The organism is Amycolatopsis sp. cmx-8-4 (assembly GCF_046548675.1).
Taxonomy (GTDB): Bacteria; Actinomycetota; Actinomycetes; order Mycobacteriales; family Pseudonocardiaceae; genus Amycolatopsis.
On sequence record NZ_JAEBDZ010000004.1, the window covers coordinates 256,301 to 275,946 of the forward strand.

Below are 19,646 nucleotides of genomic sequence, written 5' to 3' on the forward strand. Positions count from 1 at the left end.
CACTTTCCGTTACGCGGCGCGCGGCCCCGCACTCGAGCCCCGACTTGGGCTCCCGCTCAGGACTGGGGCATGGCCGCGAGGTGTCGATGGAGGATTCGGGACGCCGGACGGCCAGAAACCTCCATCGACGAGCACTGAGGCCCCTGCCGTGACGCGACCCCGAAGGTTGGCCGATTACCTTGCGCACGATGTAATCGTGGGCTAGGTTTGCTGACGTGCCGGATGAGTTCTCGTTGGACGAGCAAGCCTGCTTCGCGCTGTACGCGGCGTCCCGGGCCGTGACGGACACGTACCGTCCCCTGCTCGGCGAACTGGGCCTCACGTACCCGCAGTACCTGGTGCTGCTGGTGCTGTGGGAGTCCGGCGACCGGCCGGTCAAGGAGATCGGCGAACGGCTGCACCTGGACTACGGCACGCTTTCCCCGCTGCTCAAACGACTCGAGGCCAACGGACTGGTGACGCGGACGCGGCGGCCCGCCGACGAACGCACCGTGGTGGTCGGCCTGACCGAGGAGGGCCGGTCGATGCGCGAGCGCGCCACCGGCGTCCCCCCGGCCATCGGCTGCGCACTGGGCCTCGACGACACCGAGCGGCGACAGCTGATCGAAACCCTGCGGCGGCTGACGACGTCGGCCGCCGCGTACCCACCTGGAGGCACCCATGCCCAGCCGTGACGCGACCACCCACTGGACCGGCGGACTGCAGAAGGGGAAGGGCGAGGTCACGCTGGACTCGTCCAACGCCGGCACGTTCTCCGTCTCGTTCCCGACCCGCGCGGGCAACCCGGACGGCCAGACGAGCCCCGAAGAGCTCATCGCCGCGGCGCACTCGTCGTGCCTCGCGATGAACCTGTCGGGCGTGCTGGAGGCCGAGAAGCTGACGGCGGACTCGATCGACGTCAGCGCGGAGGTCACCCTCGGCCCGGCCGCCGGCGGCGGCTTCGAGATCAGCGGCATCGCGATCACGCTGCGCGCGGCGCTGCCCGGCGTGAGCGCGGAGCAGTTCGCGGAGTACGCGGAGACGGCGGAGAAGACGTGCCCGGTGTCGAAGGCCCTCGCGGGCACGACGATCACCCTGGACGCGGCGCTCGTCTGAGGTGGTTTTGACTGGCCGCCCCGCTTCGGCGGGGCGGCCGTTCGTCATCAGTGGGCGGCTGTGCGCCTCTTCAGACGAGCTTCCCGCGCTCTGGACAACCACGACGACGCCAGGCTCGCCGAAGCCCGGGCCGACGGCATCGACACCAGGCAACCGGCGACGGCCTGGTGTCGAGATCCGCCCCGGCAACCTAGCCGGTCGAGACCGGTATCCCCGAGAGCTGAACCGCAGCGGGCCTGCGCTGCGGGCCGCAGGCAACTGTCGCGCGGCGGGGCGGCCGTTCGCCGTCAGTGGGCGGCTTTGGCTCGATAAGTCGACTTCTTCGCCTGGTTCCCGCAGACGTCCATCGAGCACCACCGCCGCGTTCCCGGCCTCGACGTGTCCAGGAACAGCGCCCCGCAGCGCGCACCCGCGCAGTGGCGGATCCGGTCGAACGCCGGGGAAGTCACCAGGTCCAGGGCGTCGCGGGCCAGCACCGAGCACATCGCCGACGCGGGATCCCCGGCGCGCCAGCGGAGTTCGCCCGACGGGGTCAGCGCAGGAGCCGGGACCGGCGACGCCGCGAAGCGGTTCAGGCGCTGACGGGTCGCCGGGCGGCACGATGCGGCGCCGTCCGACACCAGCTCGTGGATCGCCTCGCGCAGCACCCGGGCGTCGCGGACCGATTCCTCCGGCACGACGGCCTCTCCGAACTTGCCGAACTCCTCGATCCACGCACGCCAGGAGGCGCCGTCCGGCAACTCCTCCGTAGCATCGGACGTGCCGCGATACCGCAGCGTGCGCACGAAATCGAGGCACAACCTGCCCGCGCCCGACCGGAACCGCTCTGTCATGCACGTCACCATACCTCGGGAACCGGTTTGACTGGTACCGTCCGGGAACCGATCAAACCGGTTCCCGAGGGGTGACGATGACCGAGACGAAGCCGCAGCAGGAAGCACCGCCCGGCTGGCTGGTGCTGTTGCTGGCCGTCTCCTGTGGACTGACGGTCGCCAACCTGTACTACGCCCAGCCGCTGCTCGCCGAGCTGCGGCACACCTTCGGGGTCGGCGAGGCCGCCGCCGGCGGGATCGTCACCGCGACGCAGATCGGGTACGCCGCGGGCATGCTCCTGCTCGTCCCGCTCGGTGACCGGCTGGAGAACCGAACCCTCGTCTCGAGCCTGCTCGCCGTCACCTGCGCGGGGCTCGTCGGCACCGGCTTCGCACCCGGGTTCGCCGTGCTGCTGCTGGCTTCCCTGCTCGTCGGGGCGACGTCGGTGGTCGTGCAGATCCTCATCCCGTTCGCCGCCGACCTGGCCCCCGACGCCATCCGCGGGCGGATCGTCGGGCGCGTGGTGAGCGGGCTCGTGTTCGGCATCCTGCTCTCGCGCGTGATCGCCAGCCTGCTCGCGGAGGTCACCAGCTGGCGCGTGGTGTTCCTCATCTCCGCCGTGGCGATGGCCGTGCTCGCCGTCGTGCTGCGGTTCAGCCTGCCGAAGCGGGCGCCCAAGACCGACGTCGGCTACGGGCAGCTGATCCGCTCGACCCTGGCGATGGTGCGGAAACACCCCGCGCTGCGCCACCGCGCGCTCTTCCAGTCGGCGATGTACGGCGCGTTCAGCGCCTTCTGGACGACGATCGCGTTCGTGCTGACGGCCCCGCCGTTCAACTACTCCCAGCTGGGCGTCGGCCTGTTCGCCCTGGCCGGCGCCGGCGGCGCGCTGATCGCCCCGCTCGCCGGGCGCTGGGCCGACCACGGGCACGGCGCCCGGCTCACCACGACCGCGTTCATCGTGTGCGCGGCCGCCTTCGCGGTCGCCGGGCTCGGCGCGCACAGCGTCATCCTGCTGGCCATCGCCGCGATCGCCATCGACGCGGCGGTGCAGGCCACCCTGGTCGTCGGCCAGCACACGATCTACCAGCTCGACCCGTCGGCGCGCGCCCGGATCAACAGCATCTACCTGGCGACGTTCTTCGTCGGCGGCGCCATCGGTTCGCAGGCCGGCTCGATCGCCTACCACCTCGGCGGCTGGACGGCGGTCACCGTCTTCGCCGGTGTGCTGCCGCTGCTCGCCCTGGCCGGGATGACCCGCACCCGGCGCTGACGCAAAGTCACCGCAGCCCCGCGAATTTCCCCCGTTCTTGTCAGCGCATGGCCGCTGTCCGGGTATCGCGAAACTGCTACCGTACGCCCTTGGGCTGCTACCCAGGGGAGCGATCCATGACCCTCGCGGACCTCGGGCTCGACGCCACCGCCGAGCGCGCGTACCGCCATTGCCTGCGGGACAAGACGATGACCGCCGCCGGTCTCGCCGAAGCCCTGCACCTCGACCGCGCGGAAACCGCCGGGATCGTCCGCGAGCTCGTCCGGCTCGGGCTGGTCCGGCAGGTCGACGCGCAGACGTTCGAGGGGCTCGACCCCGCGATCGCCCTGGAGAACCTGATCTCGCTCGAGATCGCCCGGCTGCGGGACCAGGTCGGCCGGCTCGACGCGTGCCGGAGCCGGATCGGCCCGCTGTGCGAGGACTTCACCACCGCCGCGCCCCGCGGCACCCGGCCGGACGTCCAGCACGTCCAGGGTCTCGACCGCGTCCGGGAGAAGCTCGACGAGCTGGCCTTCTTCGCCCGCAGGGAAATCATGGGCCTGCAGCCGAGCGGGCCGTGGAGCCCCGAGACGATCTCGGCCGCCCGGCCGCTCGACCTGCGCTGCCTGCGCCGCGGCGTCCGGATGCGCACGGTGGTGCGGGCCGAGATCCTCGACGACGAGCGGACCCGGTCGTACCTGCTCGACCTGTGCGCGCACGGCGCCGAGGTCCGCACGGCCGAAGGCGGCCGGCTCGAACGGCTGATCCTGTTCGACCGCACGGTCTTCGTCGCCCCGATCGACGCCGAGGACAGCAAGCGCGGCGCCGTCGTCGTGTCGCAGCCGGGGCAGGTCGCGAACATGGTGAGCCTGTTCGAACGCGTCTGGCGGCAGGCGACGCCGGTGGGCGCCGCCGACCCGACCGCGCGTGCCGGCCTGAGCACCACCGAAAAGCAGGTCCTGGCGATCCTCTGCCAAGCGGACAAGGACGAGCTCGGCGCGCGCGAGATGGGCGTGTCGGTTCGGACGTTCCGCAAGCACGTCGCCGACGTGATGGCCAAACTCGGTGCGGCCAACCGGTTCCAGACCGCGTTGCTGGCCAAGGAACGCGGCTGGATCTGAGCGGGTTCCGTCAGGCGAAGTGCTCCCGGCGCGCGGCGGCCCACTCGGCGTAGGTCGTCCCCGGGCGCCCCAGCAGTTCTTCGACGACGCCGGTCGGCACCTCCGGATCGCGCGTGGTCGTTGCGAAGCCGGTCAGCAGCCAGTCGGCGACCTCTTCCGGGACGCCGAAGCCGAGCCACCGCGCGCGTTGTTCACCAGGAGTCAGCTCGTGGAACCGGATCTCCCTGCCCAAAACGGCTTCGAGCGTCGCGACCTGCCGCCGCAGACTGATCGGTTCGGGTCCACTGAGGACGTAGGTGGCGCCGACGTGCCCGTCGGTGGTCAGCACGCGCGCGGCGACCGCGGCGATGTCACCGAGGTCGATCGGGGTCTGCGTCGAATCGCCGTAGGCCATGGCGACCTCGCCCCCGCGCACCATGCCGGCCCAGTCGAGGGTGTTGTTCATGAAGGACCCGGGCCGCAGGAAGGTCCGCGCGAACCCGGCCCGCTCGACCGCCGCCTCGACGGCGGCGTAGGCGTTGCCGCTGGAAGCTGCGTGCCCATCGCCGATGCTGCTGCCGGACAGCGCGACGACCCGCTCGATACCCGCGTCGGCCGCCAGGTCGCAGAACCGCCGCACGGTCCGCGCCATCGGAGCCAGGTACACGGCGTCGACACCCTCGAGCGGCAGGGAATCCGGCTTGGCCAGGGAGCCGACGACGACCTCGGCTTCCTTCGGGAGGCCGGCCCGCCCGGGATCGACGGTCAGCGCGCGCACGTCCTCGCCGGCCGCCACCAGCTCGTCCACGACCAGCCGTCCGACGCTGCCGGTCGCGCCGGTCACCAGGATCGTCATCATGCCCTCCCGAGTTGTCGTATGCCGTACGAGATCGTACGGCATACGAGAACTCGGGGCACACGAGTTTCCGGAAGGGATCCAGCGGAAATCAGGACGTGATCGTCGGCAGCTCGGGTGCCGCGACGTCGTAGACCTTGCCCTCCTGGGTGAGCAGCGCCGCCAGGACCTTGGCCTTGCGGTCCGTCTGCTCCGCGGTCCCCCAGCGGACGATCTTCCCGCTCGACAGCGTGAACTCCACGCTCGCCGGAGTCTTGGCCGTCGCCGTTGTCACCTGCTTCAGCAGCTGCTCCGGGATCACGCCGAGGACCGCCGTCACCGCCCGGGTCACCGGGTCGTCCGCCGACACCTTGGGCAGCTTCAGCTCCGGCAAGCCCGCCGGGCGGGCCGGGACCGTCTTGAAGACGACGCCGCCGCCGTCGACCAGGTGGACGCCGTCGCCGCCCGGGCCGCTGTCGAAGAACGCGATCGCCGTGCGCTCGGTCACCGTGATGTCGACCGTGTTCGGCCACGAGCGCGACACCTCGACCGTGGCGATGCCCGGCATGCCCGCCACCCGGTCGCGGATCTCGTCGGTGCTCAGCCGCAGCAGGGGCTTGTCGAGCGGGACCGCGGCCATCGCGCGGATCTGGTCGGCCGTCACCGTGCGCGAGCCCGTGACCGAGACGTCCTTCGCGCCGAGCATCGAGCTGAAGAACAGCAGGTAGACCAGCGCGATCAACGTCAGCACGCTGAGCAGCGCGACCCAGCGGCGCCGGATCTCGACGCGCCGGTTCGGGCGGGTGGCGCGGGCCCGGGCCTGCGGACGCGTGGAGGTGGCGCGGGTCCGGCGGCGTTCCTCTTCGGACCGCCGGCCGCGCCGCTCCCGGGCCAGGGCAGCGCGATCCCGCTCGTCCTCTTCGGACGGACGGCGGCGCTGGCTGGTCGAACTCATGGCGTCAGCGCTTGTCCAGCTCGGCGAGGATCTCCGGGCCCAGCTGCGTGACGTCGCCGGCGCCCATGGTGACGACGAGGTCGTGGCCCTTCACCAGCCCGGCGACCAGTTCGGCCGCGACGTCGAAGGCGGGCTCGTAGTGCACCGGCACCGTCACCGCGTCCGCGATCAGCGCGCCGTTCACGCCCGGCTCCGGCTCCTCGCGCGCGCCGTAGACGTCCAGCACGACCACTTCGTCCGCCAGGGACAAAGCCGAAGCGAACTCCGCCGAGAACAGCTTGGTCCGCGAGTACAGGTGCGGCTGGAACACGACGACGACCCGGCCGGTCCCGGCCGCGGTCCGCACCGCGCGCAGCTGCGCGGCCACCTCGGTCGGGTGGTGGGCGTAGTCGTCGTAGACGCGGACGTCGCCGGAGCGGCCCTTGAACTCGAACCGGCGGCGCACGCCGCCGAACGCGGCGAGCCCTTCGGCCAGACCGTCGGCGGGCGCGCCCAGCTCGAGCCCGGCGAGCAGCGCGGCGACCGCGTTGAGCGCCATGTGCTCACCCGGCACCGCGACCCGGACGGAAAGCTCCGCACCGTCCAGGTCGAGGCGGACGACGCCGCCGTCCGGGGCCGGCGTGTAGTCGAGGATGCGGGCGTCGCCGTCACCGGTGACCGTGCGGCCGTAGCGCCGGACGCGGACGCCCAGCTCCGCGGCCTGGTCGCCCAGGTCGTCGGCCGCGGGGTCGTCACCGCAGACGATCAGCAGGCCGCCTGGCACGATCCGGCCGACGAACTCGGTGAACACCTTGGTGTAGGCCTCGGCGGTGCCGTGGTGGTCCAGGTGGTCCGGCTCGACGTTGGTCACGACGGCGACCGACGGCGAGTAGGTCAGGAACGAGCCGTCGCTCTCGTCGGCTTCGGCGACGAAGACGCCGCCCTCGCCGTGGTGGGCGTTGGCGCCGGACTCGTTGAGGTCGCCGCCGATGGCGAACGACGGGTCGAGCCGGCAGTGCTGCAGCGCCACGGTGAGCATCGACGTCGTCGACGTCTTGCCGTGCGTGCCCGCGATGCAGGCGACGCGGTGGCCTTCCATCAGCCCGGCCAGCGCCTGCGCCCGGTGCAGCACCGGGATGCCGGCGGCGCGGGCCGCGGTCAGCTCGGGGTTCGTCTCCTTGATCGCCGTCGAGACGACGACCGCGGACGGCGATTCGGCCAGCTCGCCGAGGTTCTCGGCCCGCTGGCCGATGAACAGCTCGGCGCCCTGGGCCCGCAGCGACAGCAGCGCGCGCGACTCCTTGGCGTCCGAACCGGACACGAAGGCCCCGCGGGCCAGCAGGATCCGCGCGATCCCGGACATGCCGGCGCCGCCGATCCCGATCAGGTGCGCGCGGCGCAGTTCTTCGGGGAGCTCAGGCACCTGCGGCCTCCAGGACGATCTTGGCGAGCAGCTCGTCGGCCTCGCGGTGGCCCATGCCGACCGCGGCGGCGCTCATCTTGGCGACCCGGTCGGCGTCGACGGTCAGCGGGACGACCAGCTCGGCGATCTTCGCCGCGGTGAGGTCGGCGTCCTCGACCATCAGCGCCGCGCCGGCCGTGACGGCGGGGCGGGCGTTGGTCGCCTGCTCGCCGTTGCCGTGCGGCAGCGGGACGAACACCGCGGGCAGCCCGACCGCCGTCACCTCGGCGACGGTCATCGCGCCCGAGCGGCACACGGCGACGTCGGCCGCCGCGTAGGCCAGGTCCATCCGCTCCAGGTAGGGCACCGGCACGTACGCCGGCTTCCCCGGGAACTCCTGCACGACCAGGGTGTTCTTCGGGCCGTGCGCGTGCAGCACGCCGATGCCGGCGTCGGCCAGCTCCTTCGCCGCGCCGGACACCGCGCTGTTGATCGACTGCGCGCCCTGCGAGCCGCCGAACACCAGCAGCGTCGGCGCGTCCGGGTCCAGCCCGAAGTGCTCGCGGGCCTCGGCGCGCAACGCGGCGCGGTCGAGCGAGGTGATCGACCGGCGCAGCGGGATCCCGACGACCTCGGCCTTGGGCAGCGGCGTGCCGGGGACGGCGACCGCGACGCGCGCGGCGAACCGCGCGCCGACCTTGTTCGCCAGGCCCGGCGACTGGTTGGCCTCGTGCACGACGATCGGGGTGCGCCCGCGCGCGGCCAGGTAGGCCGGGAGGGCGACGTAACCACCGAAGCCGACGACGACGTCCGCGCCGACCCGCTCCAGGACCTCGCGGGTCCTGCGCACCGAGTCGCGGACCTTCAGGGGCAGCCGCAGCAGCTCCGGCGTGGGCTTGCGGGGCAGCGGGACCGGCGGGATCAGCTCCAGCGCGTACCCGCGGGCCGGGACGAGCTTGTTCTCCAGGCCGCGCTCGGTGCCGAGCGCGACCACCGTCGCGTCCGGGCGCAGCCGCATGACGGCGTCGGCCAGGGCGAGGGCGGGTTCGATGTGTCCTGCGGTGCCACCACCGGCGACCACGACCACGGGTGCCTTGCCCGCGACGGCTCGCTCGGTTCCCTTGACGGGCTTACTCACCAATGACCTCTCCGGTTCGCGGTACTCCGGGTACCACGGCTCGCTGTTGTCCGCGCGGCCCCGCGAGACGTGGCCGTGCTCGTCCGTGCCGCGCTGCGGCGCACCGGCTCGCGGACCGACTTGCGCCGTTCCTGCGCCGGGGCGGGCCGCGCCGCACGGGGCGCGGGCCTGGCCGCCTTCGCACCGGCGCGCGCCGCCCCCTTGCGCGTGGCGGGCGGGCGGTACGGGTCGGGCGCGGGCAGCCGCAGCAGACGTCCGAATTTACCCGGCCCCTGTGTCCGCAGCGCGGCCACCGCCTCCGGTTCGTGCCGGGCGGCGTTCGCGAGCACGCCCATGATGAGCATGGTGATCACCAGCGAGGTGCCGCCGTAGGAGATCAGCGGCAGCGTGACGCCGGTGACCGGCAGCAGGCCGACGACGTAGCCGATGTTGATGCCGGCCTGCGCCACCAGGAACACGGTCAGCGTGCCGGAGACGATCCGGATCCACGGGTCGATATTGCGGGTGGCGATCCGCAGGCCCACGACGGCGACCCCGCCGAACAGGGCGAGCACGACGACGCAGCCGACGAGCCCGAGCTCCTCGCCGATCAGGGCGAAGATGAAGTCGTTCTGCACGTTCGGCAGGTAGCCCCAGTTGGACGCGCCCTGGCCGAGCCCCTTGCCCAGGAAGCCGCCGTCGGCGAGGGCGAGCTTGGCCTGGTTGGCCTGGAAGCCGGCGGCGCTGGTGTCCGGGTCCGGCGAGAGGAACGACATGACGCGCGCGAGGCGGTACGGCGCGATCAGCGCCAGCACGAGGACGCCGGCCAGGCCGCCCGCGAGGATGACGCCGAACAGCCGTTTCGGCGCGCCGGCGAACCACAGCAGGGCCAGCAGGACCACGGCCAGGGTGACCGTGCCGCCGAGGTCGGGCTGCAGCATGACCAGGGCGAACATCAGCAGCGCGATCGGCACCACGGGCACCAGCAGGTGCCGCCACTGGTGGATCACGTTGTACTTGATCACCAGGATGTGCGCGCCCCAGAACGCGAGCGCGACCTTCGCGGCCTCGACCGGCTGGAAGGTGAAGTCGCCGATCCGGAACCAGCCCTGCGAGCCGTTCACGGTCGAGCCGAGCGGGGTCAGCACCAGGACCAGCAGGCCGAGGCAGACGACCGTGGCGGTGGCCGACATCCGCCGGATCCGCTCGAGCTTGACCCGCATGCCCACCCAGAACACGACGCCGCCGAGCGCGACGAAGACCAGGTGCTTGGTGAACAGCGCGTACACGCCGCTGCCGGTCTTCGGGTCGTACGAGCCGACCGACGACGCCGAGAGCACCATGACGATGCCGATCACGGTGAGCACGCCGGTGAGGGCGAGCACGAGGTGGAAGGACGCCAGCGGGCGCGAGAGCCACGCGGTCAGTGCGGTCCGGAAGACGACGAAGCCGCTTTCCTTGCGCTCCCGGCGCGGCCGCTTCGGCGGTGGCTGCCGCTTCTTGGCCTGCTCAACTGCCGTCACTCGGCGCCCCCGCTGCGTCGTCGTGGAGGACGCGCACCGCGGCGGCGAACGCGTCGCCGCGCTCGCCGTAGTTGCGGAACATGTCCAACGACGCCGCGGCGGGTGCGAGCAGCACCACGTCACCTGGCCGGGCCATCGCGCTGGCCGCACTCACCGCCGCAGTCATGGGTTCATGGTCACCCGGATGGAGGCTGTTCACCGGGACATCCGGCGCGTGTCGCGCAACCGCGGCGGCGATCACGGGTGAATCCACCCCGAGTAGCACGACTCCGCGCAGGCGGCCCGCGATGCTGCTCACCAGTTCGTCGACCGAGGCGCCCTTGAGCTGGCCGCCGGCGATCCACACGATGCTCTCGTGCGCGCGCAGCGACCCGGCGGCCGCGTGCGGGTTGGTCGCCTTCGAGTCGTTGACGTACCGGATGCCGGCGACCTCGGCGACCTCGACGGCCCGGTGCGGCGCCGGCTGGTAGTCGCGCAGGCCCTTGAGCACGGCGTCGGGCGTGACGCCGTGGGCGCGGGCCAGCGCGGCCGCGGCCAGCGCGTTCGAGACGTTGTGCGGGCCGGCCGGGCGGACGTCGGCGATCGTGGCCAGCTCCTCGGCGCTGACCGCCGGGTCGGCGGTGAAGGCGCGGTCGACCAGCAGGTCCTCGACCAGGCCGAGCTCGCCGGCGAACGGCGTGTCCAGCCGGAACGCGACGCGGCGGGCGCCCTCGGGCGCGTGCTCGTCGGCGATCCGCTTCGACCACTCGTCGTCGGCGTTGTGCACCACGACCTTGGCGTTGGCGTACGCGCGGCCCTTGGCGGCGCCGTAGTCGTCCATCGAGCCGTGCCAGTCGATGTGGTCCTCGGCGAGGTTCAGCACCACGGCGGCGTCCGGGGAGAGGGTCGAGGACCAGTGCAGCTGGAAGCTCGAGAGCTCCACGGCCAGCACGGTGTAGCCCGCCTGGACGGCGTCGAGCGCGGCGTAGCCGATGTTCCCGCAGGCCACGGCGTGGGCGCCGGCGGCCCGCAGGATCGACTCGAGCATGCCCGCGGTGGTCGTCTTGCCGTTGGTACCGGTGACGACCAGCCACGACGGCGGGTGCTCGCGCAGCTGCCCGACCCGCCAGGCCAGCTCGACGTCGCCGATCACCTCGACGCCCGCCTCGGCCGCGGCCACCAGCAGCGGCGACGTCGGGCGCCAGCCGGGGCTGGTGACGACGAGGACGACGTCGGACGGCGGCTCGGTCAGCCCGGGCACCAGCTCGGCGCCCAGGCCTTCGAGCTCGGCCAGGCGCTCGGCGTTGCCGTCCGTGACGGTGACGCGCGCGCCCAGCTCGACCAGCACGGGAACGATCGACTTGCCGGTCACACCGGCACCGGCGACCAGGACGTGACGACCGTCGATCTGCACGTCAGCCCCCGAGCTGCTCGGAGTAGAACAGGCCGAGGCCGAACATGCAGCAGATCGCCGACAACAGCCAGAACCGGATGATCACCGTGGTTTCGGCCCACCCGGCGAGCTCGAAGTGGTGGTGGAAGGGGGCCATCCGGAACAGTCTTCGCCGGGTGGTCCGGAACACCGCGATCTGCGCGACCACCGAGATCATCTCGACCATGAACAGGCCGCCGATGACGATGGCGAGCAGCTCGGTGCGGGTGGTCATGGACAGCCCGGCGACCAGGCCGCCGAGGGCCAGCGAGCCGGTGTCGCCCATGAAGATCTTCGCCGGGGCCGCGTTCCACCAGAGGAACCCGACGCACGCGCCGGCCGCCGCCGCGGCGACCACCGCCAGGTCGAGTGGATCGCGGACGTCGTAGCAGGCGGCCGCCGGGCCGTTCGCGCAGGAGAGCCGCTCCTGCCAGAACGAGATGACCACGTAGGTGGCCAGCACCATCGCCGCCGCGCCGCCGGCCAGGCCGTCGAGGCCGTCGGTGAAGTTCACCGCGTTCGACCAGCCGGAGATCACGATGTAGCAGAAGATCACGAAGATCACCGACGGGAAGGTGATCAGCGCGAGGTCACGGGCGTAGGAGAGGCTCTCCGACGCCGGCGTGATGCCCTGCTCGTTCGGGAAGTTCAGGGCCAGGACCGCGAAGGCGATGGTGACGACGAGCTGGCCGACCAGCTTCGCGGTCTTGTTCAGCCCGAGGTTGCGCTGCTTGCGGATCTTGATGAAGTCGTCGAGGAAGCCGACGACGCCCAGGCCGACCGCGAGCATCAGCACGAGCAGCCCGGAGACCGTCGGCGCGCCGCTGCGGGCGTTGAACATCCAGTTGATCAGGTGCGCGGCGAAGTACCCGACGACCATCGCGATGATGATCGCGACACCGCCCATGGTCGGGGTACCGCGCTTGGACTTGTGTCCCTGGGGGCCTTCCTCGCGGATCTCCTGGCCGAAGCCCTGCCGGGAGAAGACCCGGATCAGGTAGGGCGTGAGCAGGATGGAGACCAGCAGGCCCGCAGCGGCCGCGATCAGGATGCTGATCACGCGTCACCACCGTTCGAGCGTTCTCGGTTGTCTTGGGGGGAGTTCCCGGGGTCGAGCAGAGCTTCGGCCACCCGCCAGAGACCGGCGGATTTGGAGGCCTTGACCAGCACCACGTCCCCGGGACGGAGCTGATCATGCAGCAGGGCGGCGGCGGCCTCGACGTCGGGTACCAGCTTCGCTTCCTCGCCCCAGGAGCCCTCCTGGGTGGCCCCCTGGTGCATGGCCGCCGCCTCGGGGCCGATCACGACGAGCTTGGCGATGTTGAGCCGCACGACGAGCCGGCCGATCTCGTCGTGCGCGGGGATCGTGTCCGCGCCGAGCTCGCCCATCACGCCGAGCACGGCCCAGGACCGGCGGCCGCTCTCGCGCGTCATCGCCGCCAGGGCCTTCAGGCCGGCCCGCATCGACTCGGGGTTGGCGTTGAAGGAGTCGTTGAGGATCGTGACGCCGTCGGCGCGCGTGACGACCTCCATGCGCCGCGCGGACCGCCGTTCGAGCGACGACAGCCCGGCGGCGATCGCCGCCGGGGTCGCGCCCAGTTCGAGGGCGACCGCCGCAGCGGACAGCGCGTTGCCGACGTGGTGCTCGCCGTGCAGCGGCAGCGTGACGTCGGCGTCGCCGGCCGGGGTGATCAGCCGGAAGGACGCGCGGGCCTCGTCGTCGAGGGTGATGCGCTCCGCGCGGATGTGGGCGGACGCGGTCTCGCCGACGAACACCACGCGGGCCTTCGTCCGGCTCGCCATGGCCGCGACCAGCGGGTCGTCCAGGTTGAGGACCGCGACGCCGTCTTCGGGCAGCGCCTCGACCAGCTCGCCCTTGGTCTTCGCGATGCCGTCGCGGGAGCCGAACTCGCCGACGTGCGCGGAGCCGACGTTGAGCACCACGCCGATCTTCGGCGGGGCGATCTCGGCGAGGTGGGCGATGTGGCCCGGCCCGCGCGCGGACAGCTCCAGCACCAGGTGCCGGGTGCTCGCGTCGGCCCGCAGGGCGGTCCAGGGGTGGCCCAGCTCGTTGTTGAACGACCCGGGCGGCGCGACCGTCGGGCCGAGCGGCTCGAGCAGCTGCGCGATGACGTCCTTGGTGGACGTCTTGCCCGACGAGCCCGTGACGCCGACGACGGTCAGGTTGCCCTCGGCCAGGCGCTGCACGACGTAGCGGGCGAGCTTCGCGAGCGCGCCCAGCACCGCCGCGCCGGAGCCGTCCTGGTCGCCGGTCAGCGCGACCGACCGCTCGTGGGCCTCCCCCTCCCCCAATGGAGGCACGACGATCGCGGGCGCGTCGACCTCCCGGGCGGCCAGCACGGCGACGGCACCGGACTCGACGGCCTTCGCCGCGAAGTCGTGGCCGTCGACCTTCTCCCCCGGCAGGGCGACGAACAGGCCGCCGGGGACGAGCTTCCGGGTGTCGAACTCCACGCTGCCGGTCACCTGGGCGCCCGGGTCGGCGCGGTGCAGCCGGCCGCCGACGACGTCGGCGATCTCGGCCAGGCTGAGCACGATCACACACTCACCTCGAGTTTGTTGCGGATGGCCGCGGCCAGCTCGTCGCGGTCGGAGAACGGGTGCACGACGCCGCCGGCCTCCTGGCCGGTCTCGTGCCCCTTGCCGGCTAAGAAGACGATGTCGCCCGGGCCGGCGAGCGCGACGGCGCGCGCGATGGCCTCGCGGCGGTCGCCGATCTCGACGATCTCGCCGCCCTCGGCCGGGCCGACCCCGCGGGCGCCGGCCAGCATCGCCGCGCGGATGGCGGTGGGGTCCTCGGAGCGCGGGTTGTCGTCGGTGACGATCAGGACGTCGCTGCGGCGAGCCGCCGCCTCGCCCATCATCGGGCGCTTCGCGGTGTCCCGGTCGCCGCCGCAGCCGAGCACGGTGATGATCCGGCCCTCGGTGCGGGCACGCAGCGCGTCCAGGCCCTGGGCGACGGCGGCCGGCTTGTGGGCGTAGTCGACGACGGCGGTGAACTCCTGGCCGACGTGGACGCGCTCCATCCGGCCCGGCACCTGCACCCGGGCGAGCCCGGCGACGATGTGCTCCAGGCTCACCCCGGCGGTGCTCAGGATCGCGGCGGCGAGCACGGCGTTGGCGACGTTGAACTCGCCCGGCAGCGGGATCCGGGCGGGCGCGCTGACGCCGTCCGGGCCGTGCAGGGTGAACGTCTGCTCGCCGTGCGGGGTGGCTTCGAGGTCGGTGGCCTTCCACGCGGCGTCGGTGCCGGGATCCGTCGACACGGTGACCGTCTGCGGCGTGAGCAGCGCCTGCCCCCACGCGCTGTCGACCACGACGACCTCGGTGGTCGAGCGGCCGTCGAACAGCAGCGCCTTCGCGGCGAAGTACTCCTGCATGTCCTTGTGGAAGTCCAGGTGGTCCTGGGAGAGGTTGGTGAACGCGCCGACGGTGAACCGGGTGCCGTTGGCCCGGCCGAGCGCGAGCGCGTGGCTGGAGACCTCCATCGCCACGTGCGTCACACCGCGCTCCAGCATCACCGCGAGCAGCGCCTGCAGGTCCGGGGCCTCCGGCGTGGTGAACCCGCTGACCAGGCGTTCGCCGGCGATCCGGGTCTCGACCGTGCCGATCATGCCGGTGGTCAGCCCGGCGGCCTCGAGCCCGGCGTCGACCAGGTAGGACGTCGTGGTCTTGCCGGAGGTGCCGGTGACGCCGAGCACGGACAGCCGCAGCGACGGCTCGCCGTAGATCCAGGCGGCGATCTCGCCGAGGGCGGCGCGCGGGTCGGCGTGCACGAGGATCGGTACGCCGGCGTCGCGCAGCGCGGGCCGTTCGGCGCCCGCGGCGTCGGTGAGGACCGCGACGGCCCCGGCGGCGACGGCCTGGTCGCTGAAGTCCGCGCCGTGCGCGCGGGCGCCGGGCAGCGCGGCGAACAGGTCGCCGGGCAGCACGTGCTGGGCCCGCAGCGTGGTGCCGGTGACGGTGAGGCCGTCGGCGTCGGGCGAGCCGGCGATCAGGCGGGCGTCCGCCCTGGCGAGCAGCGTCGCCAGCGGGACCGGGACGATGCGCGCCGGGCGCGGCGGTGCGGGGACCGCTTTCACCGGGCTTTCCGGCACCGGGGAACTGGACGAGGACACGGACACGGCCAAGAGGCTACCGGCGGCCGGTTCGGGGGCCCTCACGCGGTACGGCGATTGCGTGCGCGCCCGGCACATGTGCTAGACGCGCCGCCAGACCCTCTTGTGGCGCAACAGTTTCCCGCACGCGCGGGGCCGAAGTGGACGGTGAGCACGGAAAAGCCCTCTCACCGCGGTGAGGGGGCTTTCACGGACCGTGCTCGCGGTTCCGCTCACGGTTGGATGAGCGGGACCTCCGGCGCCGGGCCGTCGGACAGCGGGATCTGGAACCGCTGCGTCAGGTACGACGCGATGGTGTGGAACAGCGGCGCGGCGGAGTGGCCCACCGGCAGCGTGGTGTCCGGCGCGTCCAGCCGGATGCCGACGACGAACCGCGGGTGGTCGGCGGGCAGGATGCCGGCGAAGGTGATGTTGTAGAGGTGGTCGCTGTAGGCCTTCGTCCGCGGGTCGACCTGCTGGCCGGTGCCGGTCTTGCCGGAGATCTGGTACCCCTCGACCGCCGCCGTCGGCGCGGTGCCCTTCTGCAGGCCCTTGCCGTTCTGCGCGACCGCGCGCATCATGTCGCGCACCGTCTTCGCCGTCGGCGCGGGAACCACCTGCACCGACTTCGGCGCCGGCTCGGTCACGGTGGTGCCGTCCGGGTTCACCTTCGCCTTGACGATCCGCGGTTCGACGCGCAGGCCGTCGTTCGCGATCGCCTGGTACATCCCGGCCATCTGCAGCACGGTCATCGACAGGCCCTGCCCGATCGGCAGGTTGCCGAACGTGGTCGCCGACCACTGGCTCTGCGCCGGCACCACACCCGCGCTCTCGCCGGGCAGGCCGACGCCGGTGCGCTGGCCGAGCCCGAACTTCTTGAGCAGGTCCGAGTAGCGGTCCGGGCCGATCTTCTGCGCCAGCAGCAGCGTGCCGATGTTGGACGACTTGGCGAAGATCCCGGCGGTGGTGAAGTTCTGCGTGCCGTGGGTCCAGGCGTCGTGCACCGTCTTGTCGGCGATCTGCAGCGCGCCGGGCACCGCGGTGGTCGACTCCGGCGTCGCGACGCCGTACTCGATCGCCCCGGTGGCGGTGACGATCTTGTTCACCGAGCCGGGTTCGAACGGCGTGGTGACCGCGGGGTTGGCCAGGTCGTCGGTCGTCCACGTCGACTGGTCGTTGGGGTCGAACGACTTGTCGTTGGCCAGCGCGTAGACCTCGCCGGTCTTCGCGTCCGTGACCACGGCCTGCCCGCCCTTGGCGTGCGACTGCTGGACGTAGTCCGTCAGCTGCCGCTGCACCTCGTACTGCAGGTCGGAGTCGATGGTCAGCTCGAGATCCGACCCCGGGACGGCGGCCTGCAGGTCGCGCTCGGTGCCCGGGATGACGACGTTGTCGCTGCCGTTCTTCGTGTTGACCAGCATCCGCCCCGGCGTGCCCGCCAGGTCGTTGTCGCGGACCAGCTCCAGCCCGACCAGGCCGTGCAGGTTGTGCTTCGAGACGTCCGGGTCGTCGGAGCGCCAGTTCGCGGCGCCGACGATGTTGGAGGCGAGGCTGCCGCCCGGGTACTCGCGCAGCGCGCGCTTCTCGACGCCGATCCAGGGGAACTGCTTGACGATGTCGGCGGCGACCGACGGCTCGACGTTGTTCTCCAGGTAGGTGAAGGACGCCTGCTTGTGGAACAGGTCCAGCAGCTGCTGCTCGGTGAGCTGGCTCGGCACCTTCGCGGCGATGTACTTCGCGGCCGCGGCGGTCTCGGTGTCGAACGTCTTCTTCGTGCCGGGGGTCTTCACGGCCAGGTCGTCCATGCTCTTGTGGAACGCCTTGAGGTTCACCGACAGCGTGCGGACCTCGACGCTGAACGCCAGCTTGGCGCCGTTGCGGTCCACAATGGACCCGCGCTGGGCCGGGATGTCGATGGTCTGGGTGCGCTGCTTCTCCGCGGCCAGCGACAGCTCGCCGGCCTCGAACCACTGCACCTGCACCAGTTTCGCGCCCGCGACGACGAGCACGGCGACCAGGATGAGGCGCACCGCGGAGAACCGGCTGCGGTGGCCGCCGTTGCCCCGGCTCGCGGCCGCGCTCCGGGTCCCGGCGGCGTAGGTCCGCCGCGCGCTGCCCGCGTTGCGCGCCCGGGCCTGGCCGCCCCGGCTCGCGGCCATCACTGGCCCCCGGGCTGGGCCGGCGGCGGCGCCGGCTGGTCTTCGGCGGGCACCGCGGGCTGGTCGCCCTCGATCGGCGCGCCCTGCTGCGACTGCGTGCCCGCGGCGGGGGCGGCCGGCGGCGCGGCCGGCACCGCCGGGGTGTCCGCCTTGGCCTTCTTGGGCTCGCCGACCAGCGACGTCTTCCCGTCGGGCCCGACGAGGATCCGCGCCGGGTCGCCACCGGGCACCATGCCCAGCTGCTGGGCCGCGGGGGCCAGCGACGCGGGCGACTCGGCCTTGGCGACGTCGCGCTGCAGCTGCTCCTTCGTCTCCGCCAGGTTCGAGTTGGTGGTGCGCAGCTGCTCGAGGCGGTAGGAGTCGGCGATCGCCTGCGTGGTCAGCCACAGCGTGGTCGCCACGCCGGCGGCCAGCAGCGCCATCATGAGCAGCACGAACGACGCCCGCGACTTCGGCAGCCGCAGCTTCAGCTTGGGCACGTCCTCCCGGCGCTCCGCCGGCTTCGCCTTCGGCGCGGCACGGGGCTCGCGCTCCTTCAGCAGGTCGGCGCGCTGGGCGCGGCGGGCGTAGGCGCGCTCGGCCGCGGACGTCCGCCCGCGCGACGCGCGCCGGGGCGCGGCCTGGCCCGGCTCGTCGGTCTTCGGCTCGGTTTCCACCTCGACGGTGGTCCCGCGCGCGACACTACTGTCACGCTTGCGCGTCGCGGGCCCGCCGGCCCGGCGCTTCGTGGGAGCGGTCATCGCGGCTCTCCGATCCTCTCGGCGGCCCGCAACCGCACCGAAGCGGCGCGCGGGTTGTGTTCGGTCTCCTCTTCGCCGGCCTTTTCGGCCCCTCGGGTCAGGAGCTTCAGCTCCGGTCCGTGCCCCGGCAGCTCCACGGGAAGCCCTTCCGGCGTGCGGGACTTCGCGAGCTCGGCCAGTGCCTGCTTGACCAGCCGGTCTTCCAGTGACTGGTAGGACTCGACGACGATCCGGCCGCCGACGGCGAGCGCGCGCAGCGCGGCGGGCATGGCCCGGCGCAGCACTTCGAGCTCGCCGTTGACCTCGATCCGCAGCGCCTGGAACGTCCGCTTGGCCGGGTGCCCGCCGGTGCGCCTGCTCGCCGCCGGGACGGCGTCGTAGAGCAGCTCGACCAGGCGCCCGCTCATCGTGAACGGCTCCTTCTCGCGGGCGTTCACGACCGACCGGACGATCCGCTGCGCGAACCGTTCCTCGCCGTACTCGCGCAGGATCCGGATCAGATCGCCGGGCGCGTAGGTGTTGAGGACGTCGGCGGCGGTGAACCCGGTCGTCGGGTCCATCCGCATGTCGAGCGGCGCGTCCTTCGAGTAGGCGAACCCGCGCTCGGCGCGGTCCAGCTGCATCGAGGAGACGCCGAGGTCGAACAGGATGCCGTCCACACGGGACAGTCCCAGCCCGGCCAGTGCCTCGGGGAGCTCGTCGTAGATCGTGTGCACGAAGTCGACGCGGTCGCCGTGGCGGGCCAGGCGTTCGGCGGAGCGCTCCAGCGCGGCGGGGTCCCGGTCGAGAGCGACCAGCCGCAGGCGCGGGAAGGCTTCGAGGATGGCGTCGGAGTGCCCGCCGAGCCCGACGGTCGCGTCCACGAGGACCGCGTCGCGATCGGCGAACACGGGAGCGAACAGCTCGACGATGCGGTCGAGCAGCACCGGGACGTGCTCGGGTGCCGTCATGTCCCCTCCCCCCTTTCTCGGTGCCCGTTTTCCGTGGGCGACTCGGGGGGAAATGCAGCGGATGCCGTCAGGTCCCTGTCCGCCCGCTGCTGACCTGGTACCGGGGAAGGTGCACCAGGGCCATTGAGCGGACAGAGGCCTCACGGCATCCGGGTGGGCGTCTCCACGGTGCGCGGGCGGTGGCGTACCCCCGTCCC

At 72.5% G+C, this 19,646-nt stretch carries 17 protein-coding genes; 4 read left to right on the plus strand and 13 right to left on the minus strand.

The features are described from left to right. Positions 1 to 215: 215 nt before the first annotated feature. Together ACLJQZ_RS10230 and ACLJQZ_RS10235 are read left to right on the plus strand one after the other, a co-directional pair. The gene (locus ACLJQZ_RS10230; RefSeq protein ID WP_410619781.1) at positions 216 to 674 is read left to right on the plus strand and encodes a MarR family winged helix-turn-helix transcriptional regulator; all 459 of its coding nucleotides are present in this window, start codon (positions 216 to 218) and stop codon (positions 672 to 674) included. Beyond that, positions 661 to 1,095, plus strand: a complete 435-nt coding sequence (locus ACLJQZ_RS10235; protein ID WP_410619782.1) for an OsmC family peroxiredoxin — start codon at positions 661 to 663, stop codon at positions 1,093 to 1,095. Before ACLJQZ_RS10230 ends, ACLJQZ_RS10235 begins: the two co-directional genes overlap by 14 nt. A 287-nt stretch (positions 1,096 to 1,382) precedes the next feature. Here ACLJQZ_RS10235 and ACLJQZ_RS10240 read toward each other — a convergent pair whose 3' ends face one another. After that, positions 1,383 to 1,928: a CGNR zinc finger domain-containing protein gene (locus ACLJQZ_RS10240; protein WP_410619783.1), complete on the minus strand. Its 546-nt coding sequence runs from the start codon at positions 1,926 to 1,928 to the stop codon at positions 1,383 to 1,385. A gap of 77 nt (positions 1,929 to 2,005) precedes the next feature. Between ACLJQZ_RS10240 and ACLJQZ_RS10245 the strand changes: the two genes are divergently transcribed. After that, positions 2,006 to 3,181, plus strand: coding sequence for an MFS transporter (locus ACLJQZ_RS10245; protein WP_410619784.1), 1,176 nt, complete (start codon positions 2,006 to 2,008; stop codon positions 3,179 to 3,181). A gap of 116 nt (positions 3,182 to 3,297) precedes the next feature. Then, positions 3,298 to 4,281 carry a LuxR C-terminal-related transcriptional regulator gene (locus tag ACLJQZ_RS10250; protein ID WP_410619785.1) on the plus strand — a complete coding sequence of 328 codons (984 nt, stop codon included), beginning with the start codon at positions 3,298 to 3,300 and terminating at the stop codon, positions 4,279 to 4,281. Positions 4,282 to 4,291: 10 nt separating this feature from the next. Here the strand turns inward: ACLJQZ_RS10250 and ACLJQZ_RS10255 are convergent, their stop codons facing one another. From ACLJQZ_RS10255 to rsmH, 12 genes are all read right to left on the minus strand, one after another. Further along, on the minus strand, positions 4,292 to 5,116 hold the full coding sequence (locus ACLJQZ_RS10255) for an NAD(P)H-binding protein (protein WP_410619786.1): 825 nt from the start codon (positions 5,114 to 5,116) through the stop codon (positions 4,292 to 4,294). A gap of 91 nt (positions 5,117 to 5,207) precedes the next feature. Beyond that, entirely contained in the window at positions 5,208 to 6,050 is an 843-nt protein-coding gene (locus ACLJQZ_RS10260) for a cell division protein FtsQ/DivIB (RefSeq protein WP_410619787.1), read from the minus strand. A gap of 4 nt (positions 6,051 to 6,054) precedes the next feature. After that, on the minus strand, positions 6,055 to 7,452 hold the full coding sequence (gene murC / locus ACLJQZ_RS10265; RefSeq protein ID WP_410619788.1) for a UDP-N-acetylmuramate--L-alanine ligase: 1,398 nt from the start codon (positions 7,450 to 7,452) through the stop codon (positions 6,055 to 6,057). Further along, positions 7,445 to 8,569: an undecaprenyldiphospho-muramoylpentapeptide beta-N-acetylglucosaminyltransferase gene (murG, locus tag ACLJQZ_RS10270; protein WP_410619789.1), complete on the minus strand. Its 1,125-nt coding sequence runs from the start codon at positions 8,567 to 8,569 to the stop codon at positions 7,445 to 7,447. Before murG ends, murC begins: the two co-directional genes overlap by 8 nt. Beyond that, positions 8,566 to 10,071: a putative lipid II flippase FtsW gene (gene ftsW, locus ACLJQZ_RS10275; protein WP_247054578.1), complete on the minus strand. Its 1,506-nt coding sequence runs from the start codon at positions 10,069 to 10,071 to the stop codon at positions 8,566 to 8,568. The genes murG and ftsW overlap by 4 nt, the downstream gene beginning before the upstream one ends. After that, positions 10,058 to 11,464, minus strand: a complete 1,407-nt coding sequence (gene murD, locus ACLJQZ_RS10280) for a UDP-N-acetylmuramoyl-L-alanine--D-glutamate ligase (protein WP_410619790.1) — start codon at positions 11,462 to 11,464, stop codon at positions 10,058 to 10,060. The genes ftsW and murD overlap by 14 nt, the downstream gene beginning before the upstream one ends. A gap of 1 nt (position 11,465) precedes the next feature. Continuing rightward, on the minus strand, positions 11,466 to 12,542 hold the full coding sequence (mraY, locus tag ACLJQZ_RS10285; protein WP_247054583.1) for a phospho-N-acetylmuramoyl-pentapeptide-transferase: 1,077 nt from the start codon (positions 12,540 to 12,542) through the stop codon (positions 11,466 to 11,468). Continuing rightward, positions 12,539 to 14,044, minus strand: coding sequence for a UDP-N-acetylmuramoyl-tripeptide--D-alanyl-D-alanine ligase (locus tag ACLJQZ_RS10290; protein ID WP_410619791.1), 1,506 nt, complete (start codon positions 14,042 to 14,044; stop codon positions 12,539 to 12,541). Before ACLJQZ_RS10290 ends, mraY begins: the two co-directional genes overlap by 4 nt. Then, on the minus strand, positions 14,041 to 15,585 hold the full coding sequence (locus tag ACLJQZ_RS10295) for a UDP-N-acetylmuramoyl-L-alanyl-D-glutamate--2,6-diaminopimelate ligase (RefSeq protein ID WP_410620005.1): 1,545 nt from the start codon (positions 15,583 to 15,585) through the stop codon (positions 14,041 to 14,043). Before ACLJQZ_RS10295 ends, ACLJQZ_RS10290 begins: the two co-directional genes overlap by 4 nt. Before the next feature lie 248 nt (positions 15,586 to 15,833). Beyond that, the gene (locus ACLJQZ_RS10300) at positions 15,834 to 17,759 is read right to left on the minus strand and encodes a peptidoglycan D,D-transpeptidase FtsI family protein (protein WP_410619792.1); all 1,926 of its coding nucleotides are present in this window, start codon (positions 17,757 to 17,759) and stop codon (positions 15,834 to 15,836) included. After that, complete coding sequence (locus ACLJQZ_RS10305) at positions 17,759 to 18,499, minus strand: hypothetical protein (RefSeq protein ID WP_410619793.1); 741 nt, start codon at positions 18,497 to 18,499, stop codon at positions 17,759 to 17,761. Before ACLJQZ_RS10305 ends, ACLJQZ_RS10300 begins: the two co-directional genes overlap by 1 nt. After that, positions 18,496 to 19,449 (minus strand): 16S rRNA (cytosine(1402)-N(4))-methyltransferase RsmH, encoded by a 954-nt coding sequence (gene rsmH / locus ACLJQZ_RS10310; RefSeq protein ID WP_410619794.1) that lies wholly within the window; start codon positions 19,447 to 19,449, stop codon positions 18,496 to 18,498. Before rsmH ends, ACLJQZ_RS10305 begins: the two co-directional genes overlap by 4 nt. Positions 19,450 to 19,646 lie beyond the last annotated feature (197 nt).